This is a genomic window from Georgenia sp. H159, from assembly GCF_035607575.1.
Taxonomy (GTDB): domain Bacteria; phylum Actinomycetota; class Actinomycetes; order Actinomycetales; family Actinomycetaceae; genus Oceanitalea.
Map to the genome: position 1 here is coordinate 63,335 of NZ_JAYDZY010000003.1, position 24,001 is coordinate 87,335.

Below are 24,001 nucleotides of genomic sequence, written 5' to 3' on the forward strand. Positions count from 1 at the left end.
TCCGAGAGCTGGGGTTCGCCTCCCAGTCTCCGCATGTGCGTTCGTCGGATCATCGGGTGAAGGCGTGGTCAGGTGAGGCTGAAGGGATGCCTGCACTGTCGACCTTTTGGCCGATGTGGTCGTCCGCGGCGCGGCTAGCGTGGAGGGATGACCCGTCACCGCCCGCAGCAGGCCGTGGTGCGTGACCTGTTCCTCGGGCTCGACCTGCTCCTCACTGCGCTCCTCGTGGTGGCCGTCGTGCAGGCCGACCCGACGACACGGTGGGCGGCCGCCGGGCTCTCCGCAGTGCTCCTCGTCGCGTACGTCTGGGGTCGGCTGGCCGTGCGCGTCCACGAGCGCCCGATCGACGCTCCCCGCGGCATGCGGTGGCCGGACACCGCATGGATGGTCACGCTCCTGTTGTCCTGGGCGGTTCTGCTGTGGCTGACACCCGGAGCCCTGTGGATCGCGTTCCCGCTCATGCTCCTGCAGATGCACGTCCTGGGCCCGCACCGCGGGCTGGCCGCGGTCACCGTCACCACGGCGCTGGCCGTGAGTGAGGGCGTCCTGGTGCGCGCAGCGGAGACGGGGCAGGTGCTCGGTCATGTGCTCGGCCCCCTGATCGGCGCGGCCGTCGCCGTCGGCGGCATCCTCGGCCTCGAAGCGCTGGCGCGTGAGTCCGACACCCGCCAACGCACCGTCGAGGAGCTCACCCGCACACGCCGCGATCTGGCGCGGGCCGAGCGCGAGCGGGCGGTGGTGAGTGAACGCGAGCGACTTGCCCGCGAGATCCACGACACGCTCGCACAGTCGTTGTCGGCGATCGAGCTGCTGCTGCGCACAGCAGACGGCGCGGTGGGCAACAACGACGTCCAGACCCGGGTGCTCATCGAGCAGGCGCGCGACGCGGCCAGGCTCAGCCTCGCCGACGCTCGCCGTTTCGTCCGCGACCTGACGCCCACGGAGCTGGACCGCACGACCCTCGTCGCGGCTCTCGAGCGCGTCGCCGCACGTGCCGCCGCGACGCACAACGACGCCACCGGCCGCCACACCTTGACGGTGTCGGTCCACACCAGCGGGGACCCGTGCCCGCTGCCGTTGCCGGCACAGACGGCGCTGCTGCGCATCGCGCAGTCCGCCCTCGCGAACGTCACCCAGCACGCCGACGCCTCCCACGCCCAGCTGACTCTCTCGTTCGACGACGACGTGGTGATTCTCGACGTCGTGGACGACGGCCGTGGCTTCGATCCCTCCGCGTTGCCGCTCAGGCACGCCGGGGGTGGCTTCGGGATCGACGCCATGCGCTCCCGCGTCAGTGAGCTCGGCGGGACACTGGACCTGGAGAGCAGTCCCGGCCGTGGGACCGCCCTGGCCGTGACCCTCCCGATCCCACCCGGAGAGAGCGCAGCATGATCGACGTTGTCCTCGCCGACGACCATCCCGTGGTCCGCGCAGGCATGCGCGCCGTGGTCGAGAGCCAGCCCGACATGCGGGTCGTCCACGAGACGTCGACCGCTGAGCAGCTCCTGGACTGGCTCGCTGCCGACGGAGCGGCCGACGTCGTCCTGCTCGACCTGCGCTTCGGTGCCAACAAGCTGAGCGGTGCCGACGCCACCCGGGTGATCACCGAGACCCACGGCCTGCCCGTCCTCATCATCACCACCTACGGCTCGGACGGGGACATCCTCACTGCCGTCGAGGCCGGTGCCACCGGGTACCTCCTCAAGGACGCGCCCACCGAGGAACTCACCGAGGCGATCCGGGCCGCGGCCAAGGGGGAGGTCACTCTCGGGCCGGCTGTCCAACGGCGTCTCCTGGGACGCATGCGTGCTCCCGGCACCTCCCTCAGCGGCCGAGAGATCGAGGTGCTCCACCTCGTCGCCGCCGGGCGCTCGAACGTCGCCATCGCCCGGGAGCTCTTCCTCTCGGTATCGACCGTCAAGACCCACCTCGCCCACATCAACACCAAGCTCAACACCCAGTCCCGCACCGAGGCCGTCGCCACCGCCCGCGACCGGGGCATCCTGCCCTCCTAGCCCCGCAGCAGCTCGACGTGGCCAATCCGCACCCGTCCCGGCACGTACCCGGTAGCCTCCACGCGGGTGGCCGCGTGCGCCGACCCGCCGCTCTCCACCTTCCCCTGGAGCCTGTTGATGAGTGACCTTGCGGTCGACACGTCCGCGCTGCGCAAGACCTACCGCCGTCGGGGCGGGGGGAGCGTCGGCGTGGAGAACCTCGACCTGCACGTCCCGGTCGGCGGTGTGCACGGCTTCCTCGGGCCCAACGGCTCGGGCAAGACGACCACGATCCGCATGCTCCTCGGTCTCATCCGACCCGACTCGGGCACCATGCGCATCTTCGGCCACGACGTACCCACGCAGCTGCCGGACGTCATCGGCAGGGTGGGCGCGATCGTCGAGTCGCCGAAGTTCTTCCCCACGTTCACCGGCCGCCGCAACCTCGAGCTGCTCGCCGGCGCGATCGGCGCCGCCGCGGGCAAGGTCGACGAGGTCCTCGAGGCGACCGCCCTGGACGAGCGCGGCGGCGACCGGTACCGGACGTACTCCCTCGGCATGAAGCAGCGGCTCGCCATCGCCGCCACCCTGCTCAAGTCACCGGACCTGCTCATCTTCGACGAGCCCACCAACGGCCTGGACCCCGGCGGGATCCGGGAGATCCGCGAGACGATGCGGCGCCTGGGCAACGAGGGCCGCACCGTCCTCGTCTCCAGCCACATCCTCGCGGAGGTCGAGCAGGTGGCCGACACCGTCTCGATCATCGGGCGCGGACGGCTGCTCGCCGAGGGGCGTGTCGCCGACGTCATCGGCGGCTCGACCGGGACCGCGGCAGTGAAGGTCGGTGTGGCCGACCCGGCAGCCGCAGAGCGGATCCTCTCCCGCGCGGGTCTGCGGGTGCGGGTCGACGGTGGGACGCTGCGGGTCCGGGGAGCCACCGAGCCCGCCAGGATCACCGAGCTGCTCGCCCTCCAGGGCATCTACGTCAACGAGCTCACCCCCGAGCGTCGCGACCTCGAACGCGTGTTCCTCGACCTCACCGCCGGCCAGGGCCTCGACCACCCCGCCACCGGGCGTCACACCGGCCGAGATGCCGGCACCCCGCCGACGGGCGGTGAGCAGCCGTGACCCGTCTGCTGCGTGTCGAGCTGCGCCGGCTGTTCTCCCGGCGGCTCGTCGTCCTCACCATGGTCGGGACGCTGGCGGTCTCGCTCCTCCTGCTGTGGGGCGTGTGGGAGTCCTCCCAGCCGATGTCCGAGGCGGAGCTCGCGTCCGCCGAGCAGATGTACCAGCAGGAGCTCGAGTACTGGGAGGAGCACGGCGAGGCGGACCGCGCCCAGTGCCTCGAGGACGAGGCCGCGGAGGCGGAGCGCACCGGCGAGGAGGTGGACTGGGGGTGCGAGAGCATGACCGGGCCCGAACGGGAGTGGTACGTGACCACCGCCCCGCCGCTGCAGGAGTCGCTCCCCTTCACCCTCGCTGCGATGTCCACCCTGGTGCTGTTCGCCTCGGGCCTCATCGGGGCGACCTTCACGGCCGCGGAGCTGAGCACGGGCGCGATGAGCACGTGGCTCAGCTTCGAGCCGCGCCGCCTGCGCGTGTTCGCCTCCAAGATGTCGGCGGCGGCGCTGGGGGTGGTCCCGGCCGCGGCCCTCGCCGTCGCCGTCGTCGTCGCCGGCAGCTCACTCATCGCCAACCACCTGGACCTCGCCGCGGGGATGGGGGCAGCCCAGTGGGGTGACACCGCATGGATGGCGCTGCGCATCCTCGGGCTGGCGGCCCTGGGAGCCCTCGTCGGCGGCGCGCTCGGCTTCCTGCTGCGGCACACCGCCGCCGTCCTCGGCCTCGTCGTCGTCGCCTTCATCGTCGAGCAGATGGTCCGCGGACTGGTGCCCCGGACCGCACCGTGGGCACCGAGCGTCAACGTCGAGGGGTGGGTCCAGCACGGGACGGTCTACTACCTCGAGGAGTGCACCTCCGACGCCAGCGGCATGATGTGCGACTACACCGAGCGTGCCCTGTCCTTCGGGCACAGTGCCACCTACCTGCTGGTGCTCACCTCCGTCGTCGTCACGCTCGCCGCGATCGCCTTCCGGCGCCGCGACGCCGTCTGAGCCCAATCCCGGACCGCCCCGCAGCGGGCGACCTCAGCGGCGCGGACCGCCGGTCGCGACCGCACCGCCGATCTCGGCGGCGAAGCGGTCGAGCGCCGCCTCACCGACGATGTCCTCGGCGAGCAGCGGCAGCTCGATGAGCGGCACGTGCGGCAAGGCCTCCCGCACCGTGTCGAGATGCACCTGCTCCTGAGCACGTCGCCGTGCGAGGAACTCTCCGCGGTCCGCGGGGGACCGCTTGTTGACGACGAGCGCACCGACGCTCACCCCCGACCGCAGCAGCCGCCCGTAGAGCTCGATCGTCTCCAGCGCCGGGAGCCGTTCCGCCGCGAGGACGATGACGAAGGCGGTGCGGGCGTCGTCGGCCAGCAGGTCCCGCAGCTGAGTGAACCGGGTGCGACGACGCAGGAGGATGCGGCGGATCTCCTGGTCGCGGTCCGCCCGCTGGTCCCGCCGCCGTCCGGTGCCGACGATGCTCGCTGCTGCGCCGTCGTCGTCCAGTCCCCGCAACGCGGCCCCGAAGCGCGCGGAGCGGTCCTGCCGCCGGAGCAGGCCCTCGGTCCACGCGGACATCGTCTCCGGCAGGGACATCAGCCGCGCCGTGTGGCCCGAGGGTGCGGTGTCGAACACGACGAGGTCGTGGTCGGCGGACTCCAGCACCTCGGCGAGCCGCTCGAGGACGGCGGCCTCGTGCGTGCCGGGGGCGTCCCGCGCCAGCGCGAGGTGCTTGTCGACCTCCCGGGAGAGGTGCTCGGGCATGAGCCGCCGCAGGGTGTGCCCCACCTCGCGTAGGTGCTCGTCGGTGGTGCGGGCGGGGTCGATCTCCAGGCCGTCGAGGCCGGGCGCGAGGGCGACCTCCCGGTCACCCACCTGCCGTTCCCACAGGTGGCCGAGGTTGTGGGCGGGGTCCGTGGAGACCACGAGCACCCGCCGTCCGGCCCGCGCCTGGGCGAGGGCGACGGCGGAGGCCACCGCCGTCTTCCCGACCCCACCCTTGCCGCCGACGAACAGCACCTGCCGCTGGGCGGCCAGCTCTAGCAGCACGAGACGTGGTCCAGCGGCGAGTGGTCCATGCCCATGCGGCGGTGCCACTCGTGGAAGCGGTCGTACATGAGGGGGAGCAACTCCACCGTGTAGTAGCTGGCCGGGTTGGGAACGCCGAGCATGTCGGAGAGCACGATCATCATGAAGAGGTCGTCCTCGTCGCGCTGGGCCCGGGCGAAGGTGCGGCGGTAGGGGGCGACGTAGAACTCGCGCAGTCCCGCGGCGAGCCGTGCCGCGCGGCTGCGGTCGTCGCCCCCTCCGCTCATCGCTCGACGGCCGCCTCGGCGTCGACCGGGTCCTCCTCGTCGGCAGGCTCCCTGCGGGCCCTGGCCATCGAGCCGACGGCCTCGACGATGACCCACAGCGCGGCGACGAGGATGACGAGGTCGAGGCCGAGCAGCAGCCAGTCCCCGTCGGAGTAGAACTGCCCGACCTGGACGATCGCGGCGGCCACCGACATGGAGAAGACGAACACGAGCGGGACCAGCGCAGGCAGCGGGCTGCGCCGCTTGCGCATGAGCATGACCGCGACGATCGACAGGGTCAGGCCTGCCAGGATCTGGTTGGTGGTGCCGAACAACGGCCAGATGCGCATGCCGCCCGCGCCGTCGGTGCTGATGCTGAAGGACAGCCCCAGGCCGAAGGCGAGCACGATGACCGTCGCGAGGACGGTGCCGATCCGCTTGCCGGCGAGACCGACGGCCTCCTGGACGACGTAGCGCTGCAGGCGCACGCCGGTGTCCATGGTGGTCGCGGCGAACAGCACGGCCATCGTCGCCAGGATGGTGGCGCTGAGCGACGCCGGGATGCCCAGGCCCGCGTTGACGATGGCCCCGCCGCCCTCGACGAAGGCGGCCACCCCACCCTGGTTGAAGGCCGAGTAGACGGCCTCCCAGTCCGCGAGCGTCCGGTAGCCCGCGGTGGCGGCGATGATCGAGCCGAGCGCGAGCAGGCCCTCCCCGACCGCACCGAAGTAGCCGACGAACCGTGCATCGGTCTCCTTGTCGAGCTGCTTGGCGCTGGTGCCGGAGGAGACGATGCCGTGGAAGCCGGAGATGGCCCCGCACGCGATGGTGACGAAGAGCAGCGGTACGAGGCTCGGGGTGCCCTCGGGGACGTTGGAGTTCATCGCGGGGGCGACGATCTCCGGCGAGGCGATGAGCACCGAGACGTACAGGATCCCGAGGCCGATGAACAGCTGCAGGCCGTTGATGTAGTCCCGCGGCTGGAGCAGCATCCACACGGGCAGCATGGAGGCGACGCCGGCGTACAGGAACAGCACGAGCACCCAGAAGGCCTCGGCCGACAGGCCCATGACGGTCTCGGGCAGGACGACGGGGGCGTTGTCGCCCAGGATGATGAGCGAGTACAGGGCCACGACGCCGATGACCGAGACGGCGACGAGGTTGAGCTTCCACCGGTAGATCGCCTGGCCGATGAGGAGCGCGACGAGGATCGCTCCCCAGACCGGGATGACGGCCGTCGGGGTGTTGACGAGCAGCCCGCCGATGACGACGGCGAAGGCCGTGTTGACCATGAGCAGCAGCAGGAAGATGACGACGAGGAACAGGTTGCGTCCACGTGCCCCGATGTAGCGGCCGGACAGGGTCCCGATGGACTGGCCCCTGTTGCGGATCGACGCCCACAGGGCGCCCAGGTCGTGCATGCCCGCGAAGAACACCGTGCCGAGGGTGACCCAGAGGAAGGCCGGCAGCCACCCCCAGATCACGGCGACCGCCGGACCGACGATCGGCGCGGCGCCGGCGACCGAGGTGAAGTGGTGGCCCCACAGCACGTACTTGTTCGTCGGGACGAAGTCGATGCCGTCCCGGAACTCGTGGGCGGGTGTGCGGAGGCGGGCGTTGAGCCGGTAGACGCGGCTGCCGAGGTACTTGGAGTAGAGGAAGTAGCCGGCGAGCATCATGGCGATGCCGATCGCGGCGAGAAGCAGTGAGTTCACGTCACTCCGATCTTCGTCGTTGACGACCGGTCGGGCCTGCGGGTTCCCCGCCGCCGGCCGTGATCGGTCTCACCATAGCGCCCAGGTGGGACGGTGAGACCGATCCGGCCGCGACGTGTCAGCCCTGGCGGCGCCGCTTGAGCCAGCCCTGCGCGACCCTCGTCCCGGTGTCGTCGGTGCCGCCGACGACGGACTCGTTCTGGAGGGTCTGGGTGACGTGCTCGGTGAACAGGTCACGGCGCAGCCGGAGCTCGGCGTCCAGGGTCTGCTGCCTCTCGACACGGAACTGGCGCAGCAGTGAGACGCACATGAGGATCATGACCACGCTGAAGGGCAGCGCGATGGTGATCGCCACACCGCGGAGGGCGACGAGCCCACCCGCGAGGACGAGTGCCGCTGCCACCGCGCCCTCGAGAACCGCCCATAGCACGCGGCTCCACTTGGGTGGATCGATGTCGCCGCCGGAGGCCAGCATGTCCACGACCAGTGAGCCGGAGTCCGAGGAGGTGACGAAGAAGAGCACGACGATGATGATCGCGATGCCCACCAGGAGGCCTCCCGCCGGGAGGTCCTGGAGCAGCATGAACAGGGTGTTGGTCTCGTCGACGGTGGCCACACCGTCCGCACCGGTGCCGACCAGGCCGCCGTCGCCGAAGAGCTCTCGGTACAGGCCGGCACCACCGAGCACGGTGAACCAGAGCAGGCTGAAGGCCGTGGGGACGAGCAGCACCCCTAGCACGAACTCACGGACGGTGCGGCCCTTGGAGATGCGTGCGATGAAGACGCCGACGAAGGGTGCCCAGGAGATCCACCACCCCCAGTAGAACGCCGTCCACCAGCCCTGCCACTCGACGCCGTCGGCGTCGAAGAGCGCGGAGGTGCGGAAGCTCAGCGAGATGAGGTTCTGGAGGTAGGCGCCGGTGCCCTGGATGAACTCGCGGAGCAGGAAGAGCGTCGGTCCGGTGATCAGCACGAAGATCATCAGGGCGACGGCCATGGACATGTTGATGTTCGACAGCCATTTGATCCCCTTGGTCACTCCACTGATGACGGAGGCGAGGGCGAGGGCCGTGACCCCGCCGATGATGAGCACGAGCATCATGTTGCTCGGCTCGGAGATGATCTCCAGGAACTCCAGCCCGCCAGCGATCTGCGTGACACCCAGACCGAGGGAGGTCGCGATGCCGAACACGGTACCCACGACGGCGGCGATGTCGATGAGGTCGCCGAGCCAGCCGTTCGTGCGCTTGCCGAGCACCGGGGCGACCGCCCACCGGATGGAGATGGGACGGTTCTTGACGTGGACGGCGTAGGCGATCGCGAGGCCGACCACGACGTAGATGGCCCACGGGTGCAGACCCCAGTGGAGGAACGTGACGACCAGGGACTCCTGGGCGCCCTGCGCGTCGGGTGCCACGATGCGTGAGGCCCGGTTGGGGATGCCGGCAAAGTGGTGGAGCGGCTCGGCGACGCCCCAGAAGACGAGACCGATCCCCATTCCCGCTGCGAAGAGCATCGTCAGCCACGACCCCAGCCCGAACTCCGGCTTGGCGTCGTCTCCGCTCAGCCGGATGTCGCCGTAGTGGCTGAGTCCCATCCACAGCGCGAAGACGACGAACGCGGAGACCAGGGCGGTGTAGTACCAGCCGAAGCCGGAGACGACCCCCTGTTGGATGTCCCCGATGACAGCGCCGACGCCGTCCCCGCCGATGACGGCGAGGGCGACGAACGCGAGGATGAGGATGAGCGACGGCCAGAAGACCGGGCCGTGGACGGACTGGTACCAGCGCCTGTCCGTCGTGGCTTGTGGTTCGGGTTGCGCGTCCGAGGTGCGCGGTACGTCTGGTGACGTCGCCACGAGAGCCCTCCTTCGTCGTCGGCGTCCTGGCGTGACAGTACCCACGACTTGCGGACGCGGCACGAGGAGACGGTCAGGGTGCCGGAGGACCGATCCGGCGGGTCTCCTCCTGAACCCGGGCCTCGGCGGCGAGGAGCCGCTCCCGGGCGGCGTCGGCCCGGTCGATGGCGGCGGTGAGCCGTCCCGCGACCTCGGTGCCGGCCGGCCCCTGGGCCTGGCCGTCGCGGGTGTCGGCGAGGGTGGTGGCGAGGGCGGCGGTGCTGGCCCGCGCCTCGGCGATCGCGGCCTCCAGCTCGACCGGCGCCGTCGAGTTCAGCTGCAGTCGCGCGAACTGCACCGTGGTGCCCGCCCGGGTGGTGGCGTCGTCGAGCTGGGCGACCAGCCGCCCGGCCGCGGCGTTGCGCTCGGGCTGGCCCGGTGCTGCGACCGGTCCGTGCCCCAGCCGGCGGTCGCTGCGGCGCACGAGCAGCACGACGACCACCGCCACGCCCGCGGCGAGGAGCGCGATGACGCTCACGACGGCGAGCAGCACGGGCCAGGACGTCAGCACGGGGCCGATCCTACGGCTGGTCAGCCGTGGGTGACGGGGGCCGGGACGTCGATGAGGTCGAGGCTGACGTCCGCGGCGAGTGCGGCGACGGTGTCGATCGCCAACGAGAAGTCCTCTCCCGCGGTGGGCCCGCACAGGTCGGAGACACCGCGGACGGAGAGGAACGGGGTGCCGAAGGAGTAGCACGCCTGGGCGATGGCGGCGGTCTCCATGTCGGCCGTGAGCGCCCGGGGGAAGCGGGCGCGGTAGGTGTCGACGGTGCGGGAGTCGACGAAGGTGTCACCGGAGATCATCGCGCCGGTGAGGACGCCCGGGCGGTTCTGCGCGCGCTCGATGAGCGCGGGGGCGCCGGGGTAGGTCGGAGGCATGCCGGGGATCTGGCCCGGTGCGTAGCCGAAGGCGGAGGCGTCCGCGTTCCCGAAGGCGTACTCGTCCCCGACGACGACGTCACCCACCCGCACGCCATTGGCCAGACCACCGGCCGATCCCGCGGACAGGACGATCGGCGTGCGGACGGCGTGCACGGCGAGGACGGTCGCCGCGGCGGCGTTGACGGCGCCGATGCCCGAGCGGACGAGGAGCAGCTTGCGCCCGCCGATGGTCGCGATGACCGACCGGGCCATGCCGACGTGCCGCTGGTGGGCCAGCTGGTCGGCGCGCTGCTCGAAGGGGGCGATCTCCTCGTCCATGGCGGCGACGACGACGGCGTCCACGGTGGTGAGGGGCGCGGCCAGGGGGGAACCCGGGGCGACGGGGACGCCGAAGATCTCGCTCATGCCAGGACCTGCTCCCACTCCGCGCGCCGGTCGAGGAAGGTCCGCGCGGCCTCCTGCGCGCCCGAGAGGTCGTGGCTCGCGCCCCAGCCGCACTGGACCTCGTTGGCGGCGGGCACCTGCTGCGCAGCGAGGACGTCGCGCAGCGTCGCCTCGAGGAGGGGAAGGAAGCCGGCCTGGTCGGTGCCGAGGAGGAGGGCGTAGAAGCCGGTCTGGCAGCCCATCGGTGAGATGTCGATGACGGCGTCGGTGTGGCTGCGCATGTGCTCGGCCATGAGGTGCTCGAGGGAGTGGACCACCGGCATCTGCAGGTGGTCGACGTTGGGCTGGCAGAACCGGATGTCGAACTTGGTGAGCACGTCGCCCCCGGGCAGCGTCTTGCTGTCCGCGACCCGCACGTACGGCGCCTTGACCGCACGGTGGTCGAGGTTGAAGCTCTCGACGTTCATCTTCCTCACGGTTCCATCATGGGCGATGTGTCGGCGTGCTGTCGCCGGGGGGTCGGTGTGTACTTCGCCACCTGCACCGTCCCGACGACACGCCCGTGCCGGCGACACGCCGGGGACCTTCGCCGGGGCGCGGGGCAGTTCGCGCGACCTGTCCACCGCGTGTGGACGACACGCCGGGGCCGTCCGTCCACAGCGCCGTCCGAGGTGGCTCCGTCGGCGATGTCAGTGGTCGGTGACACCCTGGTCACGGAGTCCCGCTGCCGCGCCGGGCCGCGGCTCCACAGGATGTCCCCAGCAGGAGGAGTGCCATGCACAGCTTGCGATACGGACTGTGGATGACACGCCGGTCGCGCGACTCGCCGACACAACACCTGGGGGTCGTTCCGAAGCGCCACCACTATGTGTAGTGTCTGTGCTCCAGCCGATGACCAAATAACACCACTGTCGTTCAGCCGCCCCGGAGGCGGGGAAGCGCAGCGAGGGGAGAGCCGCTCCGATGAGCATCACCGTCTTCAGCAAGCCGTCCTGCGTCCAGTGTGACGCGACCTACCGCACGCTGGACAAGTTCGGCCTGGAGTACGACGTCGTCGACGTCTCCACCGACGCCGAGGCGCTCGAGACGGTCAAGGCGCTCGGCTACCAGCAGGCTCCCGTCGTGTTCGCCGACGGTGACCACTGGTCGGGGTTCCGCCCCGACAAGATCAAGGCGCTGGCGGCCGTGGCCGCCTCCGTCGCCGTCTGAGACTTCGGTCGGGTCGCCCTCATCCGGCGACCCGACCGAGACCACGTCCGGCACGCATCCGACGAGGGGGTGGCATGGCGCACCTGGTGTACTTCTCCTCGGTCTCCCAGAACACCCGCCGGTTCGTGGAGCGGCTGGGCCTCGAGGCCCAGCGGATCCCGCTGTACGCGAGCGACCCGCCCCTCACGGTGGACGAGGAGTACGTCCTCGTCGTGCCGACCTACGGCGGAGGCAACGGGCGTGGCGCGGTCCCCAAGCAGGTCATCAGGTTCCTCAACGACCCCCACAACCGGTCGCTGTGCCGCGCGGTCATCGCGGCGGGGAACACGAACTTCGGCTCGGCCTTCTGCATCGCCGGCGACATCATCGCCGCCAAGCTCCAGGTGCCGTACCTGTACAGATTCGAACTACTCGGAACAGCCGAGGACGTCACGCGCGTCCGTGAGGGATTGGGACAGTTTTGGCAGCAACAACGGTCACTGACAACGGTATGACGCAGCAGGGCGCGGCTCCCGAGCTCGACTACCACGCCCTCAACGCGATGCTCAACCTCTACGACGCGGACGGGAACATCCAGTTCGACGCCGACAGGCAGGCGGTGGACGCCTACTTCCGGCAGCACGTCGTCCCGCGGACCCTCACCTTCCCCGGCGTCGCCGAGCGGCTGCGCTACCTCGTCGACGAGGGCTACTACGAGCAGGAGGTGCTCGAGCAGTACTCCCCGGAGTTCCTCGAGCGCATCTGGCAGCTGGCCGACTCCCTCGACTTCCGCTTCGAGTCCTTCCTCGGCGCCTTCAAGTACTACACGTCCTACACGCTCAAGAGCTTCGACGGCACCAAGTACCTCGAGCGCTTCGAGGACCGCGTCGTCATGGTCGCCCTCGCCCTCGCGGCCGGCGACGAGCAGGTCGCGCTGAACACGGTCGAGGAGGTCATCACCGGCCGCTTCCAGCCGGCGACCCCGACCTTCCTCAACGCCGGCAAGGCCTCGCGCGGTGAGCTGGTCTCCTGCTTCCTCCTGCGCACCGAGGACAACATGGAGTCGATCGCCCGCGGCATCAACTCCGCGCTCCAGCTGTCCAAGCGCGGCGGCGGTGTGGCGCTGTCGCTCACCAACCTGCGCGAGTCGGGTGCCCCGATCAAGCGCATCCAGAACCAGTCCTCCGGCGTCATCCCCGTGATGAAGCTCCTCGAGGACTCCTTCTCCTACGCCAACCAGCTCGGGGCGCGCCAGGGCGCCGGTGCGGTGTACCTGCACGCCCACCACCCCGACATCATGAAGTTCCTCGACACCAAGCGGGAGAACGCGGACGAGAAGATCCGCATCAAGACGCTCTCGCTGGGCGTCGTCGTCCCCGACGTCACCTTCGGGCTCGCCAAGGCGAACGCGGACATGCACCTGTTCTCCCCCTACGACGTCGAGCGCGTGTACGGGGTGCCCTTCTCGGAGATCAGCGTGACCGAGAAGTACGACGAGATGGTCGCGGACGACCGCATCAAGAAGACCACCATCAGGGCCCGGGACTTCTTCCAGACGATCGCCGAGATCCAGTTCGAGTCCGGCTACCCGTACGTCATGTTCGAGGACACGGTCAACGCGGCGAACCCGATCGACGGCCGCATCAGCATGTCGAACCTGTGCTCGGAGATCCTCCAGGTCTCCACGCCCTCGACCTACAACGACGACCTCTCCTACGCGGAGGTCGGCAAGGACATCTCCTGCAACCTCGGCTCGCTGAACATCGCCAAGGCGATGGACTCCCCGGACTTCGGCAGGACGGTCGGGACCGCGGTCCGCGCGCTGACGGCGGTCTCCGACCAGACGCACATCGCCTCGGTGCCCTCGATCGAGAAGGGCAACAACGAGTCCCACGCGATCGGCCTGGGCCAGATGAACCTCCACGGCTACCTCGCGCGGGAGCGGGTCCACTACGGCTCCGAGGAGGGCGTGGACTTCACCAACATCTACTTCTACACGGTGGCGTTCCACGCGATCACCGAGTCGAACAAGCTCGCGATCGAGCGCGGACGGTCCTTCGCGGGCTTCGAACGCTCGACGTACGCCAGCGGTGAGTTCTTCACCAAGTACACCGAGCAGGAGTGGGTGCCGCGGACCGAGCGGGTGCGTGAGCTGTTCGAGACGGCCGGCGTGCACATCCCCACCCAGGACGACTGGCGCGCGCTCGCCGCCTCGGTGCAGGAGCACGGCCTGTACAACCAGAACCTCCAGGCCGTCCCGCCGACCGGCTCGATCTCCTACATCAACAACTCGACCTCCTCGATCCACCCGATCGTGTCGAAGATCGAGATCCGCAAGGAGGGCAAGCTCGGGCGGGTCTACTACCCGGCGCCCTACATGACGAACGACAACCTCGAGTACTACCAGGACGCCTACGAGATCGGGCCCGAGAAGATCATCGACACCTACGCCGCGGCCACGCAGCACGTGGACCAGGGCCTGTCGCTGACGCTCTTCTTCAAGGACACCGTCACCACCCGCGATCTCAACAGGGCGCAGATCTACGCGTGGCGCAAGGGCATCAAGACGCTCTACTACATCCGCCTGCGGCAGATGGCGCTCGAGGGTACCGAGGTGGAGGGCTGCGTCAGCTGCACGCTGTGACCCCACAGCGCTGACCGCCCCCGAGACACAGAGAGAGACGAAGACCGTGGAGAAGCTCAAGCTCGTCGACCGGGTCCAGGCCATCAACTGGAACCGGGTGCAGGACGACAAGGACGTCGAGGTCTGGGACCGCCTGACCGGCAACTTCTGGCTGCCTGAGAAGGTCCCGCTGTCCAACGACATCCAGTCGTGGAACACCCTGAGCGCGGACGAGCAGACGATGACCACCCGGGTCTTCACCGGGCTCACCCTGCTCGACACCATCCAGGGCACGGTCGGCGCGGTCAGCCTCATCCCGGACGCCGTCACGCCCCACGAGGAGGCGGTGTACACGAACATCGCCTTCATGGAGTCGGTGCACGCGAAGAGCTACTCCTCGATCTTCTCCACGCTCATCTCCACCCGGGAGATCGACGAGGCGTTCCGCTGGTCGGAGGAGAACGAGCACCTGCAGCGCAAGGCCGCGATCGTCATGGAGTACTACCGCGGTGACGACCCCGAGAAGCGCAAGGTCGCCTCGACCATGCTCGAGTCGTTCCTCTTCTACTCCGGCTTCTACGCCCCGATGTACTGGTCATCGCGGGCCAAGCTCACCAACACGGCGGACCTCATCCGGCTGATCATCCGCGACGAGGCGGTGCACGGGTACTACATCGGCTACAAGTACCAGAAGGCCCTGGAGAAGGCCTCGCCGGCGCGGCAGCAGGAGCTCAAGGACTACACCTTCGGGCTGCTGCTGGACCTCTACGACAACGAGGAGCAGTACACACAGGACCTCTACGGCCCGCTCGGCCTCACCGAGGACGTCAACGCCTTCCTGCGGTACAACGCGAACAAGGCGCTGATGAACCTCGGGTACGAGGGGCTGTTCCCCAAGGAGGAGACGAACGTCAACCCGGCGATCCTGTCCTCGCTCAGCCCCAACGCCGACGAGAACCACGACTTCTTCTCCGGGTCCGGCTCCAGCTACGTCATCGGCAAGGCGGTCGACACCGAGGACGAGGACTGGGACTTCTGAACCCGGCGCCGACTCCCGCCTCCTGACGCGGGCTCATGCGGACAGGTCCAGGAGATGGACCCCGATCACGACGATCCAGGTACCCAGGCTGGGATCGGAACCATCAAACCGGCAACGACCATGCCGAGGGCGAAGACTGCGAGCAGGGCAGCGGCAGCGCCTGAGTCCAGGACCCGGTAGACACCCAGTGGGAAGGCGCCGGGAGCCCACCCGCGTACCTCGTGCGGGGGTGGGACGATGGTCCTGGCGTCGCTGCGACCCACCCCACAGCCACTAGACCTTGGGGTCGTTCACAACACACACCCCCAGGTGTAGTGTTGAGGTATCGAACTACACAGGTGTCGTTCTGCCGCGCTCGCCGCCCTTCCGGCCGCCGAGCAGGTCCACACACCACACCCCGAACCACGAAAGCTGACGATGTTCTCCTTCCAGCTCCCCGACTCCTTCGTCGACTCCTACGCCAACCGCCAGGTGCCGTGGGGCTACTCCGACGCCGCCGGCAACTCGCTCGGTGAGATCACCTTCCTGCGGACGTACTCGCGTCAGCGGGAGGACGGCACCAAGGAGCGCTGGCACGAGGTCTGCCGTCGCGTCGTCGAGGGCATGTTCTCGATCCTCACCGACCACATGAGGGGTCAGCGGTTGCCCTGGGACGAGGACCAGGCCCAGGAGATGGCGCAGGACGCCTACGAACGGCTCTTCGAGCTCAAGTGGACGCCGCCGGGACGCGGGCTGTGGGTCATGGGCACGCCGCTGGTCAACGAGCTGCGCAACTCCGCGCCCCTGCAGAACTGCGCATTCGTCTCCACCGAGGACATGACGCCCGAGGACCCCTCCGGTCCGTTCACCTTCCTCATGGAGGCGTCCATGCTCGGCGTCGGTGTCGGCTTCGACACCCGCGGGGCGAAGCAGGGCTTCACCATCCACGCGCCGACGGTCCACGACTCTGCGACGGGCCTCGAGCTCGACGCCGAGGGCCGGGCCCTGCCGCCCGTCGTCGAGGCGGGCACGCCCGTCTACACGGTGCCGGACACCCGGGAGGGCTGGGTGGTGTCCACGGCCATGGTCATCGACGCCTACCTCAAGGGTGACGTCCTGCCGGCCATGGACTACTCCCTCGTGCGCCCCAAGGGTGCGCCGATCAGGACCTTCGGTGGCACCGCGGCCGGCCCCGAGCCGCTGCACCGCCTCCACACGGCGATCCGCACGGTGCTCGACGGCCGCGGCGGTCAGGCGCTGAGCACCCGTGACATCGCCGACATCGGAAACCTCATCGGTGTCTGCGTGGTCGCGGGCAACGTGCGGCGTTCCGCCGAGATCCTCCTCGGGGAGATCGACGACCCGGACTTCCTCAACCTGAAGAACGCCGACGTCTTCCCCGAGCGCAACTCCTACGACCCGGCCAGCCCCGGCTGGGCATGGATGTCGAACAACTCCGTCGTCGTCGACACCGACACCGACCTCTCCGGCGTCACCGAGGCGATCTCCCGCAACGGCGAGCCCGGGGTCATCTGGCTCGACACCACGCGTGCCTACGGCCGGCTGGCCGACCCGGCGGACCACAAGGACCACCGCGTCATGGGGTACAACCCGTGCGCGGAGCAGCCGCTGGAGTCCTTCGAGTGCTGCACCCTCGTCGAGACCTTCCCCTCCCGCGCCTCCTCCAAGGAGGACTTCCTCGCCACCCTGCGCACGGCATTCCTCTACGGCAAGGTCGTCACGCTCCTGTCGACCCACTGGGAGCGGACCAACGCCGTCATGCAGCGGAACCGTCGCGTGGGGACCTCGATGTCGGGGATCACCGACTTCGCCGACAACGTCGGCATCGACGTCATGCGCGAGTGGATGGACGACGGCTACCGGGTCATCCGGGCGTGGGACGCCGAGATCTCCGAGACCCTTGCCGTGCGCGAGTCGATCCGCACGACGACGGTCAAGCCCAGCGGCACCGTGAGCATCGTCGCCGGGGTCTCGCCCGGTGTGCACTGGGCCCCGGGCGGCACCTACTTCAACCGCGCGATCCGCTTCCGCAACGAGGACCCGCTGGTCACGCTGTTCCGCGCCGCCGGCTACCGCGTCGAGCCGGCCAGCGAGGACCCCACGGGCACCTCGGTCATCTTCTTCCCCATCAAGTCCGCGGCGCGCCGCTCGGAGAAGGACGTCTCCCTGCGCGAGAAGGCCGAGCTCGCCGCGCTCGCGCAAAGGTACTGGTCGGACAACTCGGTCTCGGTCACGCTGTCCTTCGACCCGGAGACCGAGGGCGGGCAGATCGGGGACGTCCTGCGCGAGTTCACGGGCCGGCTCAAGACGGCCTCCTTCCTCCCGCAGGGCAACTTCGTCTACCCCCAGATGCCGTACACGCAGATCACGGCCGAGGAGTACGAGGCCGCCACCCAGGCACTCATCCCCGCCTTCCTCGACGCGATCTACGACGGCGACATGGAGACCATCGACGCGATCGGTGAGGCGTACTGCACCACCGACGACTGCGAGTTCGACGAGATCAAGATCAACGCGGAGTTCACCGCCTCCAGCTGACACTGCTCGGAGCCGTACCGGTGACGGCCGGATCGTTCGCGAGAACGGTCCGGCCGTCGGCGTTCTGCTGGGCCCTGGGGGACGGGACCTTCGGCCGTGGGAGGGCGCCCGTCCGCGCGGCAGAGTGGTGATCTCACCCACCAAGGAGGAACCTCATGGCCCGCACGTACATCGTCACCGGGGCCGGATCGGGCATCGGCGCCGCCACCGCGCGCCTGCTGCGCGAGGCCGGCGCCACGGTCGTCGGGGTGGACCTCAAGAACTCGGACATCAGCGCGGACCTGTCGACGCCGGCGGGCAGGCGCGAGGGGGCGGCGGCCGCCCTCGAGGCCGCGGGCGGACGGGTCGACGCCGCCATCGCGTCCGCCGGCGTCTCGCTGCCGACCGCGCTCACCGTGTCCGTCAACTACTACGGGGTCACGGAGTTCCTCGCGGAGCTGCGACCCGCGCTCGCGCAGTCCACGGCACCGCGCGCCGCCGTCGTCGGCTCGATGTCCTCCCTGCAGCCGAACTCGCCCCAGCTCGTCGAGGCGCTGCTGACCTCGACCGAGGCCACCGCCGTCGAGGTGGCGGACCAGCTGGCCGCCGACCCGCAGACCGGCAACCTCATCTACGCCTCGACCAAGCGAGCCATCTCCCGCTGGGTGCGCGCCCAGTCGGTGACGCCGGAGTGGGCCGGAGCCGGGATCCCGCTCAATGTCGTCGCGCCGGGCATCGTCGTCACCCCGATGACCGAGCAGCTGCTCGCCTCGCCCGAGTCGACCGCGTTCGTCGACGCCGTCGTCCCCATGCCGCTGAACTATCACCAGCCGCCGGAGTCGATCGCCAACCTGCTCATCTGGCTGACCTCGCCGGAGAACACCCACTGCGCCGGGCAGACCATCTACTGCGACGGCGGGAGCGACGTCGTGCTGCGCGGCGAGGACGCGTGGAGCTGGGCGGACGGCCGCGTGGGGGAGTACTTCCAGCAGCTGACCGCGGGCCAGCCGGCCGGGTAGGCCCACGACCCGCTACGCGGTCCGTGGTACCCGCCTCCCTCCGGCGGGTGCCACGGGCCGCGCGGCGCGGCGAGCGATGTCGGCGGTGACGAGCTCCGCGTCGTGTGCGACGCCGAAGGCGGTGTGCGACGCGAACCGGTACTGGAAGAGCTGCCCGAGGACGTACAGGCCGGGCTGCCCGGTGACGGCCCCGCGCTCGTTGTCCAGGAGGCCGCTGCTGTCCAGGCCGGGCAGGTCGATCCACTCGTGCCCGGGCCGGAAGCCGGTGGCCCACACGACGTTCCTGACGTCGAGCACCTCGCCGTCGGCGGTCACCGGCAGGCCGTCACGGACGTCGGTGACGCGCGCGGCTCGACGGACTCCGGCGGCGTCGAGGTCTCGGGGCTTGACCCGGATGAGCGGGTCGCCGTGCCCGGAGAGCATCTTCTCCCGCGACCTGCGGCCGGCCCGGGTGTCCCGGGTGAGGACGTGGGTCCACGTGTACGCCACCAGTGGGAAGACCACCCGGCGCATCAGCTGTGACTCGATCCGCAGCGGGACGTGGCCCGGGTGGCGCCCGGCGAGCACCACCGGGTGCGTCGGTGCCACGTCGAGGGCGACGTCGGCGCCGGAGTTCCCGGCACCGACGACGGCGACCGCACCCGGCTGCAGCTGCGCCGGGTTGCGGTAGTCCACCGAGTGCAGCTGCACGACGGCGGGGGACAGCTCCCCGGCGAACGCGGGCACCCGGGGGACACGGTCGGCACCGGTCGCCAGGATGACGTTGGCGGCCGTGAACGCCTGGGGCCCTGCCGTCACGGTGAGGAGGTCACCGTCGCGGAAGATCCCGTCCACGCGCACACCGGTGCGCACGTCCATGCCGACGTGCGTGGCGTAGGCGCCGAGGTACTCGGCCATCCGGGCACCGGAGGGGAAGAGCTCGTCCTGGGGGAACGGCAGCCCGGGGAGGCCGAGCTTGTCCACCTGGGTGAACAGCCGCATCGAGTCCCAGCGGTGGTGCCACGAGCCACCGACGCGGTGGTCGGCCTCCAGGACGGTGAACGGCAGGCCACGGCGGCGCAGGTGGTAGCCGGCGGCGAGGCCCGCCTGCCCCGCTCCGATGATGATCGTGTGGTCCATGGTGGGGTCTCCTTCGACTCGAGCTGACCTGGCCGACGCTACGGAGCGACGTCGGCCCGCCGCATCGGTGAGACCACCCATTGCGTCCGGTCCGACGAGTGGGTACCTCCTCAGAGCAGCTGCCAGCTCGCACCACGCGCGGTCGCCGCCGCGCGGCTGGTGACACCGAGCTTGGCGAGGATGTTGCTGACATGCCGGTCGACCGTGCGCTCACTGAGCGTCAGCTCCGCGGCGATGGCCCGGTTCGTGGCACCCGTCGCGACGAGTCGCAGCACCTCCAGCTCGCGCGGACTCAGCATCTGCCGGGCCGGGTGGTCGAGGGCGTCGAGATCGGGCCGCGCGCCGAGCCGGCTGAAGATCTCCTGCGCGGTCCGCTGCTCGCGGTCGGCCGACTCGTCGTCCCCGAGCGCCCGGCACGCGGTGGCCACGAGTACCCGGGCACGGCCCTCCTCGTAGGGCACCCCGACCCGGAGCCAGGTGGTGAGCGCTGCCCGCGCCGGCTCGCCGGCGTGCTCGGGGTGCCCCGTGCCGACGGCGAGCCGTGCCCGGGCCTGTGCGGCGACGGCCGTGACGACCTCACTGTCCTGGCGCGCGGCGAGCTCCTCCAGCTCCCCGACGGCTGCGGAGGCGCCGCCGTGGTCCTCGACCGCGAGGAGCACCTCGACGGCGCCCGCGAGCACCGGGACCCGCCGTCCCGCCCCGCTCACCTCGGCGAGGGACCGGCGTACCATCGCGGCGGCCGCCTGCGTGCTGCCCCGTGCGAGGCGGAGCAGCGCGAGGCCGGGTTGCGGCTCCACCCCGAGCCGTGCCGCAGCGGCGAACGATCGTTCGGCCTCGGCCCACCGCCCACGGAGCCGCTCGAGGTCCCCCCGGACATAGACCGCGAACCCCGCCCAGAGCCGGTCGACGTCCTCCTCCATGCCGGCGAGCGCCGCGTCGGCGGCAGCCCAGTCGCCGTGCAGCTGACGCAGCTCGGCCCGCCGGACCTGGCACTCACCGGCGAAGCAGGCCAGCTCCGGCTGCGCCGCGCACCACCCGGCGAGGGCGTCGGTCCACTCGTGGGCACGGTCGATGTCGTAGATGCTCCAGCACCCCGAGATGACGCCGCAGTAGACGATGCCGGTGGCCATCGGTGAGACCCCTTCCGCGGTGACGACGACCATCGCCTCGTCGAGCAGCGCACGCCCCCGCTCGACGTGCCCCGCCTCCAGCTCGAGGAGCCCCGCCCGGTGCAGCGCGAGAGCGGCGAGGTCGGCGTCGGTGCACCGGTGTGCGGCCCGGGCGGCGTCCAGCGCCGACCTGGTCGCGCCGTCGAGGTCACCGGCACCTGCGGCCGGGAACGACCGGGCCAGCTCGAGGTACCCGCGCACCCGCTCGTTGCCCTCGTGCTCGGCAGCCAGCCGTTCGGCGCGCCGGAGCCAGCCGCTCCCCCGCGCCGCCTCGCCGTCGTGGAGGTGCTGGACGGCGATCCAGCAGGCACTGATCACGGCGGCCGGTGCGTCACCGTGCTGGAGGTGGCGCTGGTAGGCGAGTTCCCGGGCAGCGAGGTAGTCCCCGAGCCGGAAGAGCAGGTAGGCGCACACGGCCAGGCGCCCGACGTCAGCCGGGTCCAGCGGAGCCCTGTCCTCCGCCGCACGAAACGAGTCGAACGCCGTGCGCCACCGCCGGGCGGCGTACGCCGCTCGGGCCCGGACGACGACGTCGTCGCTGCTCACGCCCTCCAGTATCCGCTGCGTAGCATTCCTCCGTGCTGCGCTTCGACGACCCGCTCCCGGGCCGGCCCGCGCGCGTGGTCGTGGCCGGGGTCTCGGGCGCCGGTAAGACGACCCTCGCCGGGCGGGTCGCGCGGATCCTCGGGGTTCCGCACACGGAGATCGACGCCCTGTTCCACGGGGCGGACTGGACCCCTCGGGAGGCGTTCCTCGACGACGTCCGCGAGTTCGTAGCGGGCGAGGCATGGACCACCGAGCTCCAGCACGCGAGCGCCCGGCCGCTGCTCCTCGAGCGCGCGGACCTCCTCGTCTGGCTCGACCTGCCGTTCGCCACGGTGGTGCTGCCGCGCCTCGTGCGGCGCACGGTGCGCCGCCGGCTGCGCCGGGAGGTGCTGTGGAACGGCAACGTCGAACCGCCCCTGCACACGGTCCTCACCGACCGCGAGCACGTCGTCCGGTGGGCGGTCGCCACCCGGAACAAGCACCGGAGGCGGGTCCCGCAGCTCGCGGCCACCCGGCCGCACCTCACGGTCGTCCGGCTGCGGTCGGCGAGCGAGGTGGAGCGGTGGGTGGCCGGCCCGCTCCGGGCGGTCGCGCGCCCCTGAGCCCGCGGGCGAACCCTGAGACGCCCTCACCACGATCAGGGACCGACCAGGGTCCGCCCCGGATCCGCTCGCCGACCCACCCCGGTTCACTGAGTCTCGACAGCTACCGTCCGATGACAGAGGCTCAGATGATCGAGGCACGAAACCTCACCAAGCGCTACGGCGACACGACCGCCGTCGACGACGTCACCTTCACCGTTCCGGCAGGCACGGTTACCGGCTTCCTCGGCCCGAACGGCGCGGGGAAGTCCACGACCATGCGCATGATCGTCGGCCTCGACCGTGCCTCCGCAGGCTCGGTCACGGTCAACGGTGCGCACTACACGCACCACCTCTCACCGCTGCGTGAGGTCGGGGCGCTGCTCGACGCCAAGGCGGTGCACCCCGGGCGCAGCGCCCGCTCCCACCTGCGGGCGCTCGCGGCCAGCCACCGCATCCCCGTCAGGCGCGTCGACGAGGTCATCGACATGACCGGGCTGAGCTCCGTCGCGCACAAGCGGGTCCGCGGCTTCTCGCTGGGCATGGGCCAACGGCTGGGCATCGCCGCCGCCCTCCTCGGCGACCCCCACACCCTCATCCTCGACGAGCCCGTCAACGGCCTGGACCCCGAGGGCGTCACGTGGGTCCGCACCCTCGTGCGGCAGCTCGCGGCCGAGGGCCGCACGGTGCTCCTGTCCTCCCACCTCATGAGCGAGATGGCGCAGACCGCCGACCAGCTCCTCGTCATCGGGCGGGGCCGGATCCTCGCGCAGGGACCGGTCCAGGACGTCGTCGACTCCGCCACCCAGGCCGTCGTCAAGGTGCGTTCCCCGCAGGCCGCCGAGCTCGCTGCCCGGCTCGACGTCGTCGGGGCGGACGTCGGAAGGCCGCAGGGTGACGTGCTCGACGTCCGCGGCGCCTCCACCGAGGACGTCGGTGCCCTGGCCGCCCGCCACGGCATCGTCCTGCACGAGCTGCGGCTCCACCGCGCCAGCCTCGAGGAGGCCTACCTCACCCTCACCGGATCAGCGGTCGAGTACCGCGCCCAGACGCTGGAGGCAGCACGATGACCACGACGACGACGCACCCGGCCGCCGCGAGCCCGGCGGCCGGCACCTCACCCGGGCGGGCAGAGATCAGCGACCTCAGCTTCGGTGGGGTCCTGCGCGGGGAGTGGATCAAGCTCCTCTCGCTCCGCTCGACCTGGTGGACCCTGGCCATGACGGTCGCCGTCACGGGGCTCATCTCCCTCGCCGTCGCGGTCACGGCCGACGACGTCGTCGAGCAGGCCGCCGCCGCCGGCCTCGAGCCGCACGGTGCCGAGCTCGTCATCTCCGGTTTCCAGTTCGGCATGGTGACCATCGCCGTGCTCGGCGCGCTGCTCATGACGGGGGAGTTCGGCACCGGGATGGTCCGCTCGACCTTCGCCGCCGTCCCCTCGCGCCTCCCGGTGCTGTGGGCCAAGGCGCTCGCGCTGACCGTCGTCACGGTCGCCGCCAGCGCGCTCAGCGTGCTCGTGGGTACGGCTGCCGCCGCCCCCTGGCTCACGGACCACGGGCTCGTCCCGGCGCTCGACCAGTCCCACACGTGGCAGGCCTTCGGCGGCATGACGTACTTCTACGTGGCCGTCGCGCTCGTCGCGCTCGGACTCGGTGCCGTCCTGCGGCACACGGCCGGCACGATCACCACCGTGCTGGGCCTCCTCCTGCTCCTGCCCGGCATCCTCCAGTTCATCACCGTGGACTGGGTGCAGGACCTCGTCAGTCTCATGCCGCTGCCGGCGGCCATCGCCTTCGTCGGGACGTCGGGCCTACAGGGGACCAACGAGGTGCTGACCGCCTGGCAGGGCGTGGCGGTGGTCGGTGCGTACGCGGTGGCGGCGCTCGTCGCCGGCGCGGTGTGCCTCCGACGGCGCGACGCCTGAG

The 24,001-nt window shown here is 70.7% G+C and carries 22 protein-coding genes; 13 read left to right on the forward strand and 9 right to left on the reverse strand.

The window, feature by feature from the left end; all coding sequences use genetic code 11:
• The first annotated feature begins 147 nt into the window (after positions 1-147).
• The 4 genes from VR894_RS04895 (at position 148) to VR894_RS04910 (ending at position 4,108) form a co-directional block, all read left to right on the forward strand.
• Positions 148-1,392 (forward strand): sensor histidine kinase, encoded by a 1,245-nt coding sequence (locus tag VR894_RS04895; protein ID WP_324650224.1) that lies wholly within the window; start codon positions 148-150, stop codon positions 1,390-1,392.
• On the forward strand, positions 1,389-2,015 hold the full coding sequence (locus tag VR894_RS04900; protein WP_324650226.1) for a response regulator transcription factor: 627 nt from the start codon (positions 1,389-1,391) through the stop codon (positions 2,013-2,015). Before VR894_RS04895 ends, VR894_RS04900 begins: the two co-directional genes overlap by 4 nt.
• A 117-nt stretch (positions 2,016-2,132) precedes the next feature.
• Entirely contained in the window at positions 2,133-3,122 is a 990-nt protein-coding gene (locus VR894_RS04905; protein ID WP_324650227.1) for an ABC transporter ATP-binding protein, read from the forward strand.
• Complete coding sequence (locus tag VR894_RS04910; protein WP_324650228.1) at positions 3,119-4,108, forward strand: ABC transporter permease subunit; 990 nt, start codon at positions 3,119-3,121, stop codon at positions 4,106-4,108. Before VR894_RS04905 ends, VR894_RS04910 begins: the two co-directional genes overlap by 4 nt.
• Positions 4,109-4,141: 33 nt before the next feature.
• On the opposite strand, the gene VR894_RS04915 is transcribed toward VR894_RS04910, so the two are convergent.
• The 7 genes from VR894_RS04915 to VR894_RS04945 form a co-directional block, all read right to left on the reverse strand.
• Complete coding sequence (locus VR894_RS04915) at positions 4,142-5,152, reverse strand: ArsA family ATPase (protein ID WP_324650229.1); 1,011 nt, start codon at positions 5,150-5,152, stop codon at positions 4,142-4,144.
• Complete coding sequence (locus VR894_RS04920; protein WP_324650231.1) at positions 5,143-5,418, reverse strand: cory-CC-star protein; 276 nt, start codon at positions 5,416-5,418, stop codon at positions 5,143-5,145. The genes VR894_RS04915 and VR894_RS04920 overlap by 10 nt, the downstream gene beginning before the upstream one ends.
• Positions 5,415-7,112: a carbon starvation protein A gene (locus tag VR894_RS04925; RefSeq protein ID WP_324650233.1), complete on the reverse strand. Its 1,698-nt coding sequence runs from the start codon at positions 7,110-7,112 to the stop codon at positions 5,415-5,417. Before VR894_RS04925 ends, VR894_RS04920 begins: the two co-directional genes overlap by 4 nt.
• Before the next feature lie 118 nt (positions 7,113-7,230).
• A complete protein-coding gene (locus VR894_RS04930) occupies positions 7,231-8,970 on the reverse strand; it encodes a BCCT family transporter (RefSeq protein WP_324650234.1) in 1,740 nt (579 codons plus the stop codon).
• Positions 8,971-9,043: 73 nt separating this feature from the next.
• The gene (locus VR894_RS04935) at positions 9,044-9,520 is read right to left on the reverse strand and encodes a hypothetical protein (RefSeq protein WP_324650235.1); all 477 of its coding nucleotides are present in this window, start codon (positions 9,518-9,520) and stop codon (positions 9,044-9,046) included.
• A gap of 20 nt (positions 9,521-9,540) precedes the next feature.
• Positions 9,541-10,296 (reverse strand): 5'-methylthioadenosine/S-adenosylhomocysteine nucleosidase, encoded by a 756-nt coding sequence (gene mtnN / locus VR894_RS04940; RefSeq protein WP_324650236.1) that lies wholly within the window; start codon positions 10,294-10,296, stop codon positions 9,541-9,543.
• Positions 10,293-10,751: an S-ribosylhomocysteine lyase gene (locus VR894_RS04945; protein ID WP_324650237.1), complete on the reverse strand. Its 459-nt coding sequence runs from the start codon at positions 10,749-10,751 to the stop codon at positions 10,293-10,295. The genes mtnN and VR894_RS04945 overlap by 4 nt, the downstream gene beginning before the upstream one ends.
• 487 nt (positions 10,752-11,238) lie before the next feature.
• On the opposite strand from VR894_RS04945, the gene nrdH reads away from it, so the two are divergent.
• The 6 genes from nrdH (at position 11,239) to VR894_RS04975 (ending at position 18,661) form a co-directional block, all read left to right on the forward strand.
• The gene (gene nrdH / locus VR894_RS04950; protein WP_324650238.1) at positions 11,239-11,484 is read left to right on the forward strand and encodes a glutaredoxin-like protein NrdH; all 246 of its coding nucleotides are present in this window, start codon (positions 11,239-11,241) and stop codon (positions 11,482-11,484) included.
• Positions 11,485-11,558: 74 nt separating this feature from the next.
• On the forward strand, positions 11,559-11,978 hold the full coding sequence (gene nrdI / locus VR894_RS04955) for a class Ib ribonucleoside-diphosphate reductase assembly flavoprotein NrdI (protein WP_324650239.1): 420 nt from the start codon (positions 11,559-11,561) through the stop codon (positions 11,976-11,978).
• Positions 11,975-14,107: a class 1b ribonucleoside-diphosphate reductase subunit alpha gene (nrdE, locus tag VR894_RS04960; protein ID WP_324650241.1), complete on the forward strand. Its 2,133-nt coding sequence runs from the start codon at positions 11,975-11,977 to the stop codon at positions 14,105-14,107. The genes nrdI and nrdE overlap by 4 nt, the downstream gene beginning before the upstream one ends.
• A 46-nt stretch (positions 14,108-14,153) precedes the next feature.
• Complete coding sequence (nrdF, locus tag VR894_RS04965; RefSeq protein ID WP_324650242.1) at positions 14,154-15,125, forward strand: class 1b ribonucleoside-diphosphate reductase subunit beta; 972 nt, start codon at positions 14,154-14,156, stop codon at positions 15,123-15,125.
• A gap of 417 nt (positions 15,126-15,542) precedes the next feature.
• Positions 15,543-17,663 carry a ribonucleoside-triphosphate reductase, adenosylcobalamin-dependent gene (nrdJ, locus tag VR894_RS04970; protein ID WP_324650243.1) on the forward strand — a complete coding sequence of 707 codons (2,121 nt, stop codon included), beginning with the start codon at positions 15,543-15,545 and terminating at the stop codon, positions 17,661-17,663.
• A 155-nt stretch (positions 17,664-17,818) separates the two neighbouring features.
• Positions 17,819-18,661 carry an SDR family oxidoreductase gene (locus tag VR894_RS04975; RefSeq protein WP_324650244.1) on the forward strand — a complete coding sequence of 281 codons (843 nt, stop codon included), beginning with the start codon at positions 17,819-17,821 and terminating at the stop codon, positions 18,659-18,661.
• A 12-nt stretch (positions 18,662-18,673) separates the two neighbouring features.
• Here VR894_RS04975 and VR894_RS04980 read toward each other — a convergent pair whose 3' ends face one another.
• Entirely contained in the window at positions 18,674-19,780 is a 1,107-nt protein-coding gene (locus tag VR894_RS04980) for a flavin-containing monooxygenase (protein ID WP_324650245.1), read from the reverse strand.
• A gap of 110 nt (positions 19,781-19,890) precedes the next feature.
• The gene (locus VR894_RS04985; protein ID WP_324650246.1) at positions 19,891-21,495 is read right to left on the reverse strand and encodes a LuxR C-terminal-related transcriptional regulator; all 1,605 of its coding nucleotides are present in this window, start codon (positions 21,493-21,495) and stop codon (positions 19,891-19,893) included.
• 32 nt (positions 21,496-21,527) lie between these two features.
• Here VR894_RS04985 and VR894_RS04990 point away from each other — a divergent pair, with 32 nt between their 5' ends.
• The 3 genes from VR894_RS04990 to VR894_RS05000 all read left to right on the forward strand — a co-directional run bounded on the left by VR894_RS04990 (position 21,528) and on the right by VR894_RS05000 (position 24,000).
• Entirely contained in the window at positions 21,528-22,097 is a 570-nt protein-coding gene (locus VR894_RS04990) for an AAA family ATPase (protein ID WP_324650247.1), read from the forward strand.
• Positions 22,098-22,225: 128 nt separating this feature from the next.
• A complete protein-coding gene (locus VR894_RS04995) occupies positions 22,226-23,146 on the forward strand; it encodes an ABC transporter ATP-binding protein (RefSeq protein WP_324650248.1) in 921 nt (306 codons plus the stop codon).
• Positions 23,143-24,000: an ABC transporter permease gene (locus VR894_RS05000; RefSeq protein WP_324650249.1), complete on the forward strand. Its 858-nt coding sequence runs from the start codon at positions 23,143-23,145 to the stop codon at positions 23,998-24,000. The genes VR894_RS04995 and VR894_RS05000 overlap by 4 nt, the downstream gene beginning before the upstream one ends.
• Position 24,001 lies beyond the last annotated feature (1 nt).

Coding starts and splice junctions, on each gene's coding strand:
- VR894_RS04895 (WP_324650224.1), top strand. CDS start 148: ATGACCCGTCACCGCCCGCAGCAGGCCGTGGTGCGTGACCTGTTCCTC.
- VR894_RS04900 (WP_324650226.1), top strand. CDS start 1,389: ATGATCGACGTTGTCCTCGCCGACGACCATCCCGTGGTCCGCGCAGGC.
- VR894_RS04905 (WP_324650227.1), top strand. CDS start 2,133: ATGAGTGACCTTGCGGTCGACACGTCCGCGCTGCGCAAGACCTACCGC.
- VR894_RS04920 (WP_324650231.1), bottom strand. CDS start 5,418: ATGAGCGGAGGGGGCGACGACCGCAGCCGCGCGGCACGGCTCGCCGCG.
- mtnN (WP_324650236.1), bottom strand. CDS start 10,296: ATGAGCGAGATCTTCGGCGTCCCCGTCGCCCCGGGTTCCCCCCTGGCC.
- nrdH (WP_324650238.1), top strand. CDS start 11,239: ATGAGCATCACCGTCTTCAGCAAGCCGTCCTGCGTCCAGTGTGACGCG.
- nrdI (WP_324650239.1), top strand. CDS start 11,559: ATGGCGCACCTGGTGTACTTCTCCTCGGTCTCCCAGAACACCCGCCGG.
- nrdE (WP_324650241.1), top strand. CDS start 11,975: ATGACGCAGCAGGGCGCGGCTCCCGAGCTCGACTACCACGCCCTCAAC.
- nrdJ (WP_324650243.1), top strand. CDS start 15,543: ATGTTCTCCTTCCAGCTCCCCGACTCCTTCGTCGACTCCTACGCCAAC.
- VR894_RS04975 (WP_324650244.1), top strand. CDS start 17,819: ATGGCCCGCACGTACATCGTCACCGGGGCCGGATCGGGCATCGGCGCC.
- VR894_RS04980 (WP_324650245.1), bottom strand. CDS start 19,780: ATGGACCACACGATCATCATCGGAGCGGGGCAGGCGGGCCTCGCCGCC.
- VR894_RS04995 (WP_324650248.1), top strand. CDS start 22,226: ATGATCGAGGCACGAAACCTCACCAAGCGCTACGGCGACACGACCGCC.
- VR894_RS05000 (WP_324650249.1), top strand. CDS start 23,143: ATGACCACGACGACGACGCACCCGGCCGCCGCGAGCCCGGCGGCCGGC.